The sequence below is a fragment of the Enterobacter sp. CGMCC 5087 genome (genome assembly GCF_003144775.1).
In the GTDB taxonomy this organism is placed as follows: domain Bacteria; phylum Pseudomonadota; class Gammaproteobacteria; order Enterobacterales; family Enterobacteriaceae; genus Enterobacter; species Enterobacter cloacae_M.
Map to the genome: position 1 here is coordinate 21,142 of NZ_QFXN01000025.1, position 13,518 is coordinate 34,659.

A 13,518-nucleotide genomic window follows, 5' to 3' on the forward strand; every position below is an offset into this window, starting at 1 on the left:
ATAAATGACAACGGCCCTCGTGATGAGGGCCGAAATCACAGGCGGACGATAAATTACACGCGATCCTTCCAGACCGTCTGCACGTTGCAGAACTCGTGCAGCCCAAAGTGGGAAAGCTCGCGGCCAAAGCCGCTTTTCTTCACGCCGCCGAAGGCCACGCGCGCGTCGCTGGCGCTAAAGCCATTTATAAACACCCCGCCGCACTCCAGTTCGCGGGAGAATTTATCCGCCAGCGCTGCATCAGCGGTGAAGACGGTGGCGGAAAGGCCAAAGTCGCTGTCGTTGGCAAGCGTCAGGGCGTGCTCCGCGTCTTTTGCTACCGTAACGGCCGCGACCGGACCAAACAGTTCCTGGCGGAACGCCGTCATCGACGGGGTGACGTTGGTCAGCACGGTTGGCGCGTAGTAATTGCCCTCTCCGCTGATTTTCTCTCCGCCCAGCAGCAGCGTTGCCCCTTCGCCCAGGGTGGCCTGCACCTGCTGATGCAGCTCATCGCGCAGGTCAAAACGCGCCATCGGACCCAGGTAGTTCTCTTCTTCTTCCGGCGCGCCCATCTTTAACGCGGCGACGGCGTCGACGAAGCGGCGGGTAAAGGTCTCTGCGATACCCTCCTCGACGATAAAACGTTTCGCCGCCGCGCACACCTGTCCGGTATTCTGATAGCGACCCGCCACCGCCGCCTTCACGGCAAGATCCAGGTCGGCATCGTTGAGCACGATAAACGGGTCGGAGCCACCCAGCTCAAGAACGCATTTTTTCAGCGCGGCTCCTGCCTGCGCGCCAATGGCCGCACCGGCACGCACGCTGCCGGTGACGGTCACCGCCGCAATACGGCGATCGTTAATCGCCTGGCTTACGCCGTCATTGGTGGCGTTCATCCAGCCGAATACGCCTTCAGGGAAACCGGCATCCGCAAAGATCTGCCCAATAAGATCCGCAGAGCCGAGCACGTTTGGGGCATGCTTAAGCAGATAGCTGTTACCTGCCAGCAGGATCGGCACCGCGCCGCGCAGCACCTGCCAGAGCGGGAAGTTCCAGGGCATTACCGCGAGAATCGGCCCCAGCGGACGGTATTCAATGACCGCGTTGTGGTTTTCCACCAGCGTGGGTTCCGCACGCAGCATCGCCGGGCCATGCTCGGCATACCAGTCGCACAGACCGGCGGATTTTGCCACTTCCGCCCGCGCCTGCAGGATGGGTTTCCCCATTTCACGGGAGATGGTCTGCGCCATCTCTTCTGCGCGGTTTCGCAGCGCTGCGCCGAGATCCCGCAGCTTCTGCGCCCGATGGGATACGCTTTCGCGTCGCCACTGGCGATACCCCGCGTCAGACTGAGAAATCGCTCGTTCAACCTCTTCCGGCGTAGCCCATGCGAAGGCACCGAGGGTTTCCCCCGTTGCCGGGTTAACGGACAGGGCATGTGTAGCAGATGAATATTTCATGATGTTCTCCACGCATTTCGGTTGATTGATTGTGGCTCACTCTGCTATTTCTTAAAAATGAATAATACTAACCACCTTATTCACGAAACGAGAATGCTATGGACTTAACCCAGCTTGAAATGTTTAACGCCGTCGCGCTGACGGGCAGCATCACCCAGGCGGCGCAGAAGGTGCATCGCGTGCCGTCCAACCTGACGACCCGCATCCGCCAGCTGGAAGCGGATCTTGGCGTTGAGCTGTTTATTCGTGAGAACCAGCGTTTGCGTTTATCCCCCGCCGGGCATAACTTCCTGCGCTACAGCAGGCAGATCCTCGCCCTGGTGGATGAAGCACGCATGGTGGTCGCGGGTGATGAGCCGCAGGGGTTATTTGCCCTCGGCGCGCTGGAAAGCACCGCCGCGGTGCGCATTCCCGAAACGCTGGCGCAGTTTAACCAGCGCTATCCGCGCATCCAGTTTGCCCTTTCTACCGGGCCATCCGGGACGATGATTGATGGCGTACTGGAGGGAACCCTCAGCGCCGCCTTTGTCGACGGGCCGCTGTCGCACCCGGAGCTGGAGGGCATGCCGGTCTACCGGGAAGAGATGATGTTGGTCACGCCTGCCGGTCACGCCGAGGTCGCCCGCGCTACGCAGGTCAGCGGCAGCGACGTTTACGCCTTTCGCGCGAACTGCTCGTACCGTCGACATCTGGAAAGCTGGTTTCATGCAGACAGAACCACGCCCGGCCGCATTCATGAGATGGAGTCCTATCACGGCATGCTCGCCTGCGTCATTGCGGGCGCGGGCATCGCGCTGATGCCGCGCTCGATGCTGGAGAGTATGCCGGGACATCATCAGGTTGAAGCCTGGCCGCTGGCGGAAAACTGGCGCTGGCTTACAACCTGGCTGGTGTGGCGGCGCGGAGCGATGACCCGCCAGCTGGAAGCCTTTATAGCGCTGCTAAACGAACGTCTTCAACCAGCGCCTTCTCCATAAACAGGCTGAGCGGATCGTCAGCGTACGGAGCAAATGCCGGACGCAAATCGTACCCGCACTGCTCGTACAGACGAACCGCAGCGCGCTGTTTGATGCCCGTCTCCAGCCTTACCGTGTGGCAATGGCGGCTCAGGGCCTCATCTTCCAGGGCGGCCAGCAGCGTCTCGCCGAGATGTTGCCCGCGATGGGCCGGATCGATATAGACCCGCTTCATCTCCCCCGTTCCGTCGCCGTTGAGCACGATGGCTCCGCAGCCTACGGCATGAAGCTGCTGGTCACGAATAACCATCAGGATCAGCGAGGCTTCCGGCAGCGCAGACAGGTCGAGCAGATGATTGCTTTCGGCGGGATAGAGTTCGCTCTGATAACGGTCAAGCGCCGCGATCAGCGTGAGAATGTCCGGATGACGTGCAGATTCAGAGGTAATGGAATACATGGCAGGCTCCTTGCTGTTTTTATATCAACATAGCTCAGGCCTGCCGGGGTGGTTCATAGTATTAACTTATAGCGCGTCTCTCAGCTAGCGCAGGAAAATTCGCCCTTTCAGATACAGCGTAGCCTGGCCGCCAATCAGCACGCGGTCGCCCTTCAGCTCGCAGCGCAGATCCCCGCCACGGTATGACACCTGGCGGGCATTGAGTGACGTTTTGCCCAGTATTTCACTCCAGTAAGGGATCAGCATGCTGTGGGCGGATCCGGTGACCGGATCCTCCGGCACCCCTTCGCCAGGGCAGAAGAAGCGGCTGACGAAGTCATATTCTTCTCCCGGCGCCGTCACGCAGACCATTTTATCCAGCGGAAGCATGGCTCCGATATCCGGCGTTAACGCTTCCACCTGCTGCTGGCTCTCCAGCACCACCATGTAATCGCGTCCGACGCGCACCTCTTTTGCCTCCGTGATGCCCAGCGCGCTAAACAGCACTTCAGGTGGGTTCTCGACGATTTCCGTCGACCACGCGGGGAAGTTCAGCGTCAGCCAGTCGCCGCTGCGTTTGACGGTCAGCTCGCCGACAAAGCGGGTGGTGAAGGTGATTTCGGTATGCGGATAATCAAGGTATTCGAAAATGACGTGCGATGCAGCAAGCGTAGCGTGACCGCAGAGGTTAATTTCATCCAGCGTGGTGAACCAGCGCAGCTCAAACCCGCCGTCAGTACGCACAAAAAAGGCGGTCTCAGACTGGTTATGCTGCTGCGCCATTTTGAGCAGCGTTTCGTCCGGCAGCCACTCTTCCAGAGGACATACCGCAGCGGCGTTGCCTCCAAAGGTTTTATCGCTGAACGCATCTACCAGATAAAAATCAATCTCCTGCATTGTCTTACCGCCTGTTTTTATTGTGTTGTTCTTTTATATTCAATGAAAATGGCGTTCCCGGCTACCGCTTTCATAAGGTAAATATTGAGATCTGCATCACATAATGGTTGAGTTTTCGCCGTTCGACGTTTTAAGATCGTCTCCTCTTCTTTTCAGCAACGAATCTCCGACATCCCTATGACAACGAACACAGTTTCCCGCAGGGTTGCGTGGCTACGCGTGGTCACGCTGGCCATTGCCGCGTTTATTTTTAACACCACAGAATTTGTTCCGGTTGGGCTGTTGTCTGACATCGCTGAAAGTTTCCAGATGGAAACGGCTCAGGTGGGCATAATGTTGACCATCTACGCCTGGGTAGTGGCGCTGATGTCCTTGCCGTTTATGCTTTTGACCAGCCAGATCGAGCGGCGCAGGCTGCTGATCGGTCTGTTTGTGCTGTTCATCTCCAGCCATGTCCTGTCGTTTATGGCGTGGAATTTTACGGTGCTGGTCATTAGCCGAATCGGCATTGCCTTTGCCCATGCGGTGTTCTGGTCGATCACCGCGTCGCTGGCGATTCGTCTCGCTCCGGCAGGGAAACGCGCCCAGGCGCTGAGCCTGATTGCCACCGGTACCGCACTGGCGATGGTGCTGGGTCTGCCGATTGGCCGCATCGTAGGGCAATACTTCGGCTGGCGTACGACCTTCTTCGCCATTGGTATGGGCGCGCTGGTTACGCTGGTATGCCTGATTAAGCTGCTCCCCGCGCTCCCGAGCGAACATTCCGGCTCGCTGAAAAGCCTGCCGCTGCTGATGCGTCGCCCGGCGCTACTGGGTATCTACCTGCTTACCGTCATTGTGGTGACGGCCCATTACACGGCGTACAGCTACATTGAACCCTTTGTTCAGGTGGTGGCGGGCTTTAGCGCCAACTTTGCCACCGTCCTGCTGTTGATCCTCGGCGGAGCGGGCATTATTGGCAGCGTGCTGTTCGGTAAGCTGGGTAACCGGCATGCGTCGACGCTGGTGAGCTGCGCTATCGGTCTGCTGCTGGCCTGCCTGCTGCTGTTGATGCCTGCCGCAGGCAGTGAAAGCCATCTGGCGATCCTCAGCCTGTTCTGGGGCGTGGCGATCATGATTATTGGTCTGGGCATGCAGGTGAAAGTTCTGGCCCTGGCGCCGGATGCAACGGACGTCGCCATGTCGCTGTTCTCAGGGATTTTCAATCTGGGGATTGGCGCGGGCGCGCTGGTGGGAAATCAGGTAATACTGCACGTATCAATGTCGGCGATTGGCTATCTGGGCGCCATTCCGGCCCTGGTGGCGCTGGTCTGGTCGGTGCTCATCTTCCGTAAATGGCCGGTGGCGCTGGAGGAGCAGGGTCAGCACGGGTGAGTCTTCTCGCCGGGTGGCGGCTTCGCCTTACCCGGCAATCACATCAATGATAGGTCTTAATAATTTCCAGCACGCCGTTAATAATAAACTGCACGCCCATACAGACCAGTAAGAAGCCCATCAGACGGGAAATCGCCTCGATACCGCCCTTGCCTACCCAGCGCATAATGGCGCCAGAACTGCGCAGCGACGCCCACACGATAACCCCGATAATCGCAAAAATCAGCGGTGGCGCAACCGTCAGCACCCAGTCCGGGAAGGTTGCGCTGTCCCGCACCGTTGAGGCGGAGCTGATGATCATCGCGATGGTACCCGGCCCCGCCGTGCTCGGCATGGCAATCGGCACAAAGGCGATATTCGCAGTCGGTTCGGTTTCCAGCTCTTCCGATTTGCTGGCCGCTTCCGGCGACTCATGCGCTTTTTGCGCCGGGAACAGCATGCGGAAACCGATAAAGGCCACAATCAGCCCCCCGGCGATACGCAGGCCGGGGATGGAAATCCCGAAGGTGTTCATCACCACCTGTCCGGCATAGTAAGCCACCATCATGATGGCAAACACATACACCGAGGCCATCATCGACTGATGGTTGCGCTCGGCGCTGTTCATATTCCCTGCCAGCCCGAGGAACAGCGCCACCGTCGTTAACGGGTTAGCCAACGGCAGCAAGACCACCAGCCCAAGGCTGATTGCTTTTATTAAATCCAACATAGTGCGTTGTCGTCCTTATCCATATTTAACACAGCAATTATAGGGTGAAAGTGTGACATTGAGCCATGGGCGAAACGCAACGATTATGTCCGTTCTGAAAAGATAACTGACAGTTATCTATATGATTTGAAAGACCTCAAAAAAAGTTCATGAAACGTTTTAGCAATTCGTGGCATCGGTTGACTCATTCAGTTGACTTATACTTGCCTGAGCAATAATATCTGCCGTGACTAACTACTTGCCAGGGCAACCATTGTGAAAAGCACCAGTGATATCTTTAACGACGTTGTTCCGCTGGGTCGTCTTATTCATATGGTAAATCAGAAAAAAGATCGCCTGCTCAATGACTATCTGTCACCGCTGGATATCACCGCAACACAGTTCAAAGTGCTGTGTTCCATTCGCTGCGAAGTGTGTATCACACCGGTTGAGCTGAAAAAGGTGCTCTCTGTCGATCTGGGCGCGTTAACCCGCATGCTCGATCGTCTCGTCTGCAAAGGATGGATAGAACGAAGCCCTAACCCGAATGACAAACGCGGCGTACTGGTAAAGCTGACCAGCGATGGCGCGGCCATGTGCGAGCAATGTCATCAATTAGTAGGACAAACACTGCATCAGGAACTAACAAAAAACTTAACGGCAGATGAAGTGGCAACCCTTGAGCTTTTGCTCAAGAAAATACTGCCGTAAACAGAAAAAGAGGTATGACGATGTCCAGACGCAATACTGACGCTATCACCATTCATAGCATTTTGGACTGGATCGAAGATAACCTGGAATCGCCGCTCTCCCTTGAAAAAGTGTCAGAGCGTTCAGGTTACTCCAAATGGCACCTGCAACGGATGTTCAAAAAAGAGACCGGTCATTCATTAGGTCAATACATTCGCAGCCGCAAGCTGACGGAAATTGCCCAGAAACTGAAAGAAAGCAATGAGCCGATCCTTTATCTGGCGGAGCGTTACGGATTTGAATCGCAACAAACCCTGACGCGTACGTTCAAGAACTATTTTGACGTGCCGCCTCATAAGTACCGAATCACCAGCGTGCCGGGCGAATCCCGCTACCTGTATCCGTTAAAACACTGTAGTTAATCATCGCCTGTAAAGACGTAACCGAGGAAATCATGAAAGTTACCGCCTCCGCCGCCCTCGCCTTGCTGGTGCTGTTCTCCAGCCAGACCTTCGCGGAGCAAACCCCTCGTGCAACGCAGCAAAATAATCCTGATACGATGATTTTGCCGTCCGCACATGACCAGTCGCCTTATGATTTCAATCATATGGGTGCTGGTAGCGACAAATCCGACGAATTAGGCGTGCCTTATTATAATCAGCACGGCTTCTGATTCGTTTTTGCCCCGCAGACGCGGGGCTTTTTTTATGCCTTTCTTACCCGCGTCGCCCGACGAACCCGCAGGCCAAACACGTTGATATACAGCCCGGCCATGATCAGCACGGCGCCAAACAGCTGCAGCGCGCTTAGCGTTTCACCCAGCAAAATCGCTGCGCTGGCCAGTCCTACCACCGGCACCAGCAGAGATAACGGTGCCACGCGCCAGGTTTCATAGCGCCCCAGCAGCGATCCCCAGATCCCGTAGCCCACAATGGTGGCGACAAAGGCCAGATAGACAAGAGAAAGGATTGTGGTCAGATCGATTTCGACCAGACTGTTCAGCATCACATCCGGACCATCCAGAATAAACGACGCCGCCAGAAACGGGATTATCGGGATCAGCGCGCTCCAGACCACCAGAGACATCACCTGCGGGCGCGCCTCGTGCTGCATAATCAGCTTGTTGAAGATATTCCCGCAGGCCCAGCTCAGCCCCGCCGCCAACGTCAGCATAAAGCCGAGCAGCGCCACATGCTGACCATTCAGGCTGGCTTCAATGAGCACCAGCACGCCAAACACCGCCAGCGTAATGCCCGCCAGCTGTTTGCCCTGTAATCGTTCGCCAAATACGAAGGCGCCGAGAATAATGGTAAAGAACGCCTGCGCCTGTAAGACCAGCGAGGCCAGACCGGCCGGCATACCGAACTTGATGGCGCAGAAGAGAAACGCGAACTGGCCGAAGCTGATGGTCAGACCGTAGCCCAGCAGCAGATTAAAGGGGATCTTTGGACGCGCCACAAAGAAGATGGCCGGGAATGCGACAAGCAGAAAACGCAAACCGGCCAGCATCAGCGGCGGCATGTTGTGTAACCCCAGCTTGATGACCACAAAATTCAGCCCCCATACTACGACCACCAGCAACGCCAGCAGTCCGTCTTTACGCGTCATACCCTGCCCCTGAATTATTAATTATTTGTTAACAGTTCAAGGTAACAGAAAAAAGCGGGCGGCGAGAAGATCATTAATTCTGGCAGGCAGCTGAAGCACTTACGGATAAATTGGGCGCTATACAAGCCCCTTATGTCGTGATACTCCTTTTAGGACACAACATAAAAAGCATAAGCAACTGTCGGGCAGGAATATGAAACCATCTCTCAGGCGCTCAACCGCAGCGCTGCTGGCATCGTCATTGTTATTAACCATTGGTCGGGGGGCAACGCTGCCGTTTATGACCATTTATCTCACGCGCGTCTACAGCATGAGCGTTGAGAATATTGGTTATGCCCTGACGATTGCGCTGACCATCGGCGTAGTGTTCAGCCTGGGATTTGGCATTCTTGCCGATAAGTTTGATAAAAAGCGCTACATGCTGATCGCGATCGTGGCCTTCATCGCCGGATTTGTCGCGATCCCGCTGGTCGATAACGTCACGCTGGTGGTACTGTTCTTTGCGCTGATCAACTGCGCCTATTCCGTCTTTTCAACAGTGCTGAAGGCCTGGTTCTCCGACGTGCTCACCGCAAGCCAGAAAGCGCGCGTCTTCTCGCTTAACTACAGCTTCCTGAACATTGGCTGGACGATCGGGCCGCCGATTGGCACCCTGCTGGTGATGTACAGCCTGCAGCTGCCGTTCTGGCTGGCGGCCTTCTGCGCCGCACTGCCGCTCGGATTCATCCATTTCTTCGTGCAGAAAAGCGTTGCGCTGGATACCGCCGAGGAGAAGATGCCCTGGCAGCCGTCGGTATTGCTGAAAGACCGCGCGCTGTTCTGGTATACGCTCTCTGGCCTGCTCGCGTCATACGTCGGCGGATCGTTCGCGACCTGCATTTCGCAATACGTTCTGGCCGCGCATGCAGACAGTAATTTCGCTGAAAAGGTGGTCGCCGTGGTATTGCCCGTCAACGCCGCCGTGGTGGTGACGCTGCAATATGCGCTGGGCCGCAAGATCTCTGCCAGCAATATTCGCCCGCTGATGACCCTCGCCACCCTGTTTTTTATTGTGGGGCTGGGTGGATTTATGGTCTCTGGAGAAAACCTGGTCTACTGGGGCATCGCTGCCGCCATCTTTACCCTGGGTGAGATTATCTATGCACCGGGCGAATACATGCTGATCGACAACATTGCCCCGCCGGGGATGAAGGCAAGCTATTTCTCCGCGCAGGCGCTGGGCTGGCTCGGCGCGGCGGCAAACCCGATGATCACCGGTATTATCCTGACCAACCTGCCGCACTGGTCGCTATTTGTCATCATGATGGTCGCCATCGTCATTGCGTGGCTGATGATTTTGCGCGGGATGAGCGTGAAGGCGTGGTGTGAAACGCCCAACGTGGCGTAGCGCTTCCAGGCCGGGTGAGGCGTAGCCGCCACCCGGCAATAAAGCATCAGTGGTGCAGCATTTCTTCTACCACCTGCTCTTTGTACATCTCATTCGGATAATAGGTCGGCCAGTTATCCATCTCTTTCAGCAGCGCCTCGTGGGAGGTGTTGCCCATGAAAATATGGAAATGGGAAGAGGCCTTCGGGGCGATGGTGTGGTCGCTGAACTGAACAAACTTCGCTGCCTTGCTGCCGGCATCCTTACACTCAAACAGGTAGCGAACGCCTTTTTTGCCCGATGCGTAGGTCAGTATTTTGTAGCCGCTGTAATCATACTGACAGCGGCTGACCGCTTTGCCCTTATGAAATTCCATCACGTTATTTTCGATGCCGATGGCATCCACGTCCGTCGCATAGCCCGTGCGGTAGTACGCTTTCACCTCGTCAAAGGTTTTGCTTTTGTCTTTCTGCGCTTTCTGTTTAAACACCGGATCCAGCGAGCCGTCCAGCAGGAACGGATAGACCGACTGCCAGGTCCCGTCCCAGTCTGACAGCGCTCTGTCCTTGACGTCTTTATCCTCAAACACTCCGTTTGCCGCCCTCTGTTCCGCTTCGGTCATCTGATGGCCGTGCGAGTGAGCAAACAGCTGGCCGCTGACCAGCAGCGCCCCCAGAGTCATGGCAAATTTCCCAATATGTGCAGCCAACATAACACCCTCATTCCGTTTTGTAAGAATGCGGATGTTATATTATAACATTTTAAATCGCAACCAATCCTCGAACGCCCTCCTGCTCCATGTTTTCACCCCGCCCGCGCTGGATAATGGTGCCGCGCGACATTAGCAGATAGCTGTCGGCCAGCTCGGCGGCAAAGTCGTAAAACTGTTCAACAAGCAGGATCGCCATGTCGCCTCTGTTCGCCAGGGTTCGGATCACATGACCAATTTCCTTTATGACAGAAGGCTGTATGCCTTCCGTCGGCTCGTCCAGTATCAGCAGCTGCGGACGGCTCGCCAGCGCGCGGCCAATCGCCAGCTGCTGCTGCTGTCCACCGGAGAGATCCCCCCCGCGGCGATGCTTCATCTCTTTAAGGACTGGAAACAGCTGCCAGATCTCATCCGGTACCTGCTTCGCCTCGCGGGCGGAAAATCGTGATAGCCCCAGCAGGAGGTTCTCTTCCACGGTCAGGCGCGGGAAAATCTCGCGGCCCTGCGGGACGTAAGCCACGCCAGACTGCACCCGCTGGTGCGGCCTGCTGTGGGTGATCGTTTTACCCTGCCAGATGACCTCCCCGGTTTTCGCCGGGATCAGCCCCATCAGACACTTCAGCAGCGTAGTTTTCCCGACGCCGTTGCGCCCCAGCAGGCAGGTGACTTCTCCGGTGACGGCCTCAAAACTCACGCCGCGCAGGATATGGCTGCCGCCGTAATACTGATTCAGTTCGTAAACCTGTAACATCATCGCTCCTTAGCGCCCCAGATAGACCTCAATCACCTGCTCGTTAGCCTGCACCTCGCGAAGCGAACCTTCCGCCAGCACGCGGCCCTGATGCAGCACCGTGACGTGGTCTGCGATAGTCTCAACAAAGCCCATATCGTGCTCCACCACCATCAGGGAATGCTTACCCGCCAGCGTTTTGAACAGCTCGGCGGTGTATTCGGTTTCCGCGTCGGTCATCCCGGCGGCCGGTTCATCCAGCAGCAGCAGGTGCGGATCCTGAACCAGCAGCATACCGATCTCCAGAAACTGTTTTTGCCCGTGCGAAAGCAGCCCGGCGCGGCGGTCGCGCTCGCTGCTAAGGCGCAGCAAAACCAGCATCTCATCAATGCGGTCGCGCTGCTCACCGCTGAGTTTTGCCCGCAGGCTCGCCCAGACGGATTTATCGGTTTTCATGGCGATCTCCAGGTTTTCCCACACCGTCAGCGCTTCAAAAACCGTGGGCTTCTGGAATTTACGCCCGATCCCCTGGCGGGCAATGGCCGCAGGCTCCAGCGCGGTCAGGTCGATGGACTGATCGTAAATCGCCCTGCCGCTCTTTGGCCGAGTTTTACCTGTGATAACGTCCATCAGCGTGGTTTTACCGGCGCCGTTAGGGCCAATCACACAGCGCAGCTCGCCCACGCCGATATTCAGCGAGAGATCGGTCAGGGCCTGAAACCCATCAAAATTGACGTTAATGGCCTCAAGCTGCAGCACCGGGTCGGTCTGTTCACGGTAACGATCGCCCGGCAACTGGCGGGTAAATAACCCTTCGGCTGGCTGCATTATTTGTCTCCCTTTCGAAACAGACCGTAGACGCCGCGCGGTAAAAACAGCGTGACGGCGATGAAAATCAGCCCCAGGAACAGCTGCCAGTATTCCGGCATCGCGACGGTGAAGAAGCTCTTGGCGCCGTTTACCAGCGCCGCGCCAATCACCGGCCCGACCAGCGTGCCGCGCCCGCCCAGCGCCACCCAGATGGCGGCTTCAATCGAGTTGGTCGGCGACATTTCACCGGGGTTGATAATGCCCACCTGCGGGACGTACAGCGCCCCCGCCAGGCCGCACAGCACGGCAGAAAGCGTCCATACCAGCAGCTTGAACCCGCGCGGGTCGTAGCCGCAAAACGTCAGGCGGTTTTCGGCGTCGCGAACGGCGGTCAGGATGCGGCCAAATTTGCTCTTCGCCAGGGCAAATCCGGTGCCCAACGCCAGAATCAGCAACAGCACGGTCGCCAGAAACAGCGCGATACGGGTGGTCGTTTCCGTCACCGAAAACCCGAGCAGCGTGGTGAAGCCGGTAAAGCCGTTATTGCCACCAAAACCGGTTTCGTTGCGAAAGAACAGCAGCATCCCGGCATAGGTCAGCGCCTGGGTCATAATCGAGAAATAGACCCCTTTGATCTTTGAGCGGAAGGCGAACCAGCCGAACACCAGCGCCAGCAGGCCCGGTACCATCACAATCAGCACCAGCGCCCAGGCAAAATGCTGGGTTCCCCACCAGAACCACGGCAGTTCGCTCCAGGAGAGAAACGACATAAACGCGGGAAGACCGTCACCCGCGGCCTGGCGCATCAGGTACATGCCCATCGCGTAGCCGCCCAGGGCGAAGAAGATGCCGTGCCCAAGAGAGAGCATCCCGGCGTAGCCCCACACCAGATCCAGCGCCACCGCAACGATGGCATAGCAGAGGATCTTGCCAATCAGCGTCAGCATCCAGGTCGACAGCGCCAGCGGATGCGTCGCAGGCAGTAAGGCGAAAAACGGTAATATCAGCAGACACACCACCAGCAGGCTGCCTGCAAGTTGCGTTGTGCGCGGCGCTTTGCGCGCCAGCGTTAAGGTCAGCGGCTGGCTCATCAGTCAATCACCCTCCCTTTCAGCGCAAACAGCCCCTGAGGGCGTTTCTGAATAAACAGCACGATCGCCACCAGAATCACGATCTTGCCCAGCACTGCCCCCATCTGCGGTTCAAGAATTTTATTGAAAATACCCAGACCAAACGCCGCGGCCACGCTGCCTGCCAGCTGCCCTACGCCACCGAGAACGACCACGAGGAAGGAATCAATAATGTAGCCCTGACCCAGCTCCGGCCCGACGTTACCGAGCTGCGATAGCGCCACGCCGCCTAACCCGGCAATTCCTGAGCCAAGCCCAAACGCCAGCATATCGACGCGACCTGTCGGTACCCCGCAGCAGGCGGCCATGCTGCGGTTCTGCGTCACCGCGCGCACGTTCAGCCCCAGACGGGTTTTATTCAGAATGAGCCAGGTAAAGAACAGCACCAGCAGCACGAAGCCCAGCACCACGATGCGGTTCCACGGCAGCGTCAGGTTGGCAAAAACCTGCACCCCGCCGGACAGCCATGCCGGGTTGGCCACCTCCAGGTTCTGGGCGCCAAACGTCATGCGCACCAGCTGGATGAGCATCAGGCTGATCCCCCACGTTGCCAGCAGCGTTTCCAGCGGGCGCCCGTACAGATGGCGGATAACGGTGCGCTCCAGCACCATTCCGATACCCGCCGTCAGGCAGAACGCCACCGGAAGCGCGATAACGGGATAGAGCGCCAGCCACTGGGGCG

16 protein-coding genes are annotated in these 13,518 nt (G+C 57.2%); 6 read left to right on the forward strand and 10 right to left on the reverse strand.

Annotation, left to right across the window (positions count from 1 at the left end; genetic code table 11):
* Positions 1 to 53 precede the first annotated feature (53 nt).
* On the reverse strand, positions 54 to 1,442 hold the full coding sequence (gene sad, locus DEO48_RS01785; protein WP_109844173.1) for a succinate-semialdehyde dehydrogenase: 1,389 nt from the start codon (positions 1,440 to 1,442) through the stop codon (positions 54 to 56).
* A 98-nt stretch (positions 1,443 to 1,540) separates the two neighbouring features.
* On the opposite strand from sad, the gene DEO48_RS01790 reads away from it, so the two are divergent.
* A complete protein-coding gene (locus DEO48_RS01790) occupies positions 1,541 to 2,419 on the forward strand; it encodes a LysR family transcriptional regulator (RefSeq protein WP_109844174.1) in 879 nt (292 codons plus the stop codon).
* On the opposite strand, the gene DEO48_RS01795 is transcribed toward DEO48_RS01790, so the two are convergent.
* Together DEO48_RS01795 and DEO48_RS01800 are read right to left on the reverse strand one after the other, a co-directional pair.
* Positions 2,373 to 2,855: a GNAT family N-acetyltransferase gene (locus tag DEO48_RS01795; RefSeq protein WP_047653295.1), complete on the reverse strand. Its 483-nt coding sequence runs from the start codon at positions 2,853 to 2,855 to the stop codon at positions 2,373 to 2,375. The two genes, DEO48_RS01790 and DEO48_RS01795, sit on opposite strands and share 47 nt — an antisense overlap.
* Positions 2,856 to 2,939: 84 nt before the next feature.
* Complete coding sequence (locus DEO48_RS01800; protein WP_109844175.1) at positions 2,940 to 3,731, reverse strand: PhzF family phenazine biosynthesis protein; 792 nt, start codon at positions 3,729 to 3,731, stop codon at positions 2,940 to 2,942.
* A gap of 177 nt (positions 3,732 to 3,908) precedes the next feature.
* Between DEO48_RS01800 and DEO48_RS01805 the strand changes: the two genes are divergently transcribed.
* A complete protein-coding gene (locus DEO48_RS01805) occupies positions 3,909 to 5,105 on the forward strand; it encodes a sugar transporter (protein ID WP_109844176.1) in 1,197 nt (398 codons plus the stop codon).
* 43 nt (positions 5,106 to 5,148) lie between these two features.
* On the opposite strand, the gene DEO48_RS01810 is transcribed toward DEO48_RS01805, so the two are convergent.
* Positions 5,149 to 5,814: a MarC family NAAT transporter gene (locus tag DEO48_RS01810; protein ID WP_109844177.1), complete on the reverse strand. Its 666-nt coding sequence runs from the start codon at positions 5,812 to 5,814 to the stop codon at positions 5,149 to 5,151.
* 255 nt (positions 5,815 to 6,069) lie between these two features.
* Between DEO48_RS01810 and marR the strand changes: the two genes are divergently transcribed.
* Genes marR through marB form a run of 3 tightly spaced genes read left to right on the forward strand, consistent with a single transcriptional unit; the run spans position 6,070 to position 7,156 of the window.
* A complete protein-coding gene (gene marR, locus DEO48_RS01815; RefSeq protein ID WP_008502236.1) occupies positions 6,070 to 6,504 on the forward strand; it encodes a multiple antibiotic resistance transcriptional regulator MarR in 435 nt (144 codons plus the stop codon).
* Between the two features lie 20 nt (positions 6,505 to 6,524).
* Positions 6,525 to 6,905: an MDR efflux pump AcrAB transcriptional activator MarA gene (marA, locus tag DEO48_RS01820; protein WP_008502237.1), complete on the forward strand. Its 381-nt coding sequence runs from the start codon at positions 6,525 to 6,527 to the stop codon at positions 6,903 to 6,905.
* 32 nt (positions 6,906 to 6,937) lie between these two features.
* Positions 6,938 to 7,156, forward strand: coding sequence for a multiple antibiotic resistance protein MarB (gene marB / locus DEO48_RS01825; protein ID WP_109844178.1), 219 nt, complete (start codon positions 6,938 to 6,940; stop codon positions 7,154 to 7,156).
* A 32-nt stretch (positions 7,157 to 7,188) separates the two neighbouring features.
* Here the strand turns inward: marB and eamA are convergent, their stop codons facing one another.
* Positions 7,189 to 8,091, reverse strand: coding sequence for an O-acetylserine/cysteine exporter (eamA, locus tag DEO48_RS01830; RefSeq protein WP_109844179.1), 903 nt, complete (start codon positions 8,089 to 8,091; stop codon positions 7,189 to 7,191).
* A 193-nt stretch (positions 8,092 to 8,284) separates the two neighbouring features.
* Here eamA and ydeE point away from each other — a divergent pair, with 193 nt between their 5' ends.
* Positions 8,285 to 9,478 (forward strand): efflux MFS transporter YdeE, encoded by a 1,194-nt coding sequence (gene ydeE / locus DEO48_RS01835; RefSeq protein WP_063441504.1) that lies wholly within the window; start codon positions 8,285 to 8,287, stop codon positions 9,476 to 9,478.
* A gap of 46 nt (positions 9,479 to 9,524) precedes the next feature.
* Here the strand turns inward: ydeE and zinT are convergent, their stop codons facing one another.
* From zinT to urtB, 5 genes are all read right to left on the reverse strand, one after another.
* Positions 9,525 to 10,166, reverse strand: coding sequence for a metal-binding protein ZinT (gene zinT / locus DEO48_RS01840; RefSeq protein WP_109844183.1), 642 nt, complete (start codon positions 10,164 to 10,166; stop codon positions 9,525 to 9,527).
* Between the two features lie 52 nt (positions 10,167 to 10,218).
* A complete protein-coding gene (gene urtE / locus DEO48_RS01845; RefSeq protein WP_109844180.1) occupies positions 10,219 to 10,917 on the reverse strand; it encodes an urea ABC transporter ATP-binding subunit UrtE in 699 nt (232 codons plus the stop codon).
* 9 nt (positions 10,918 to 10,926) lie between these two features.
* Entirely contained in the window at positions 10,927 to 11,724 is a 798-nt protein-coding gene (gene urtD / locus DEO48_RS01850) for an urea ABC transporter ATP-binding protein UrtD (protein ID WP_109844181.1), read from the reverse strand.
* Positions 11,724 to 12,797: an urea ABC transporter permease subunit UrtC gene (gene urtC / locus DEO48_RS01855; RefSeq protein WP_063441508.1), complete on the reverse strand. Its 1,074-nt coding sequence runs from the start codon at positions 12,795 to 12,797 to the stop codon at positions 11,724 to 11,726. The genes urtD and urtC overlap by 1 nt, the downstream gene beginning before the upstream one ends.
* Positions 12,797 to 13,518 (reverse strand): urea ABC transporter permease subunit UrtB (gene urtB / locus DEO48_RS01860; RefSeq protein ID WP_109844182.1); only part of this gene is annotated, 722 nt, incomplete at its 5' end. The genes urtB and urtC, both read right to left, overlap by 1 nt.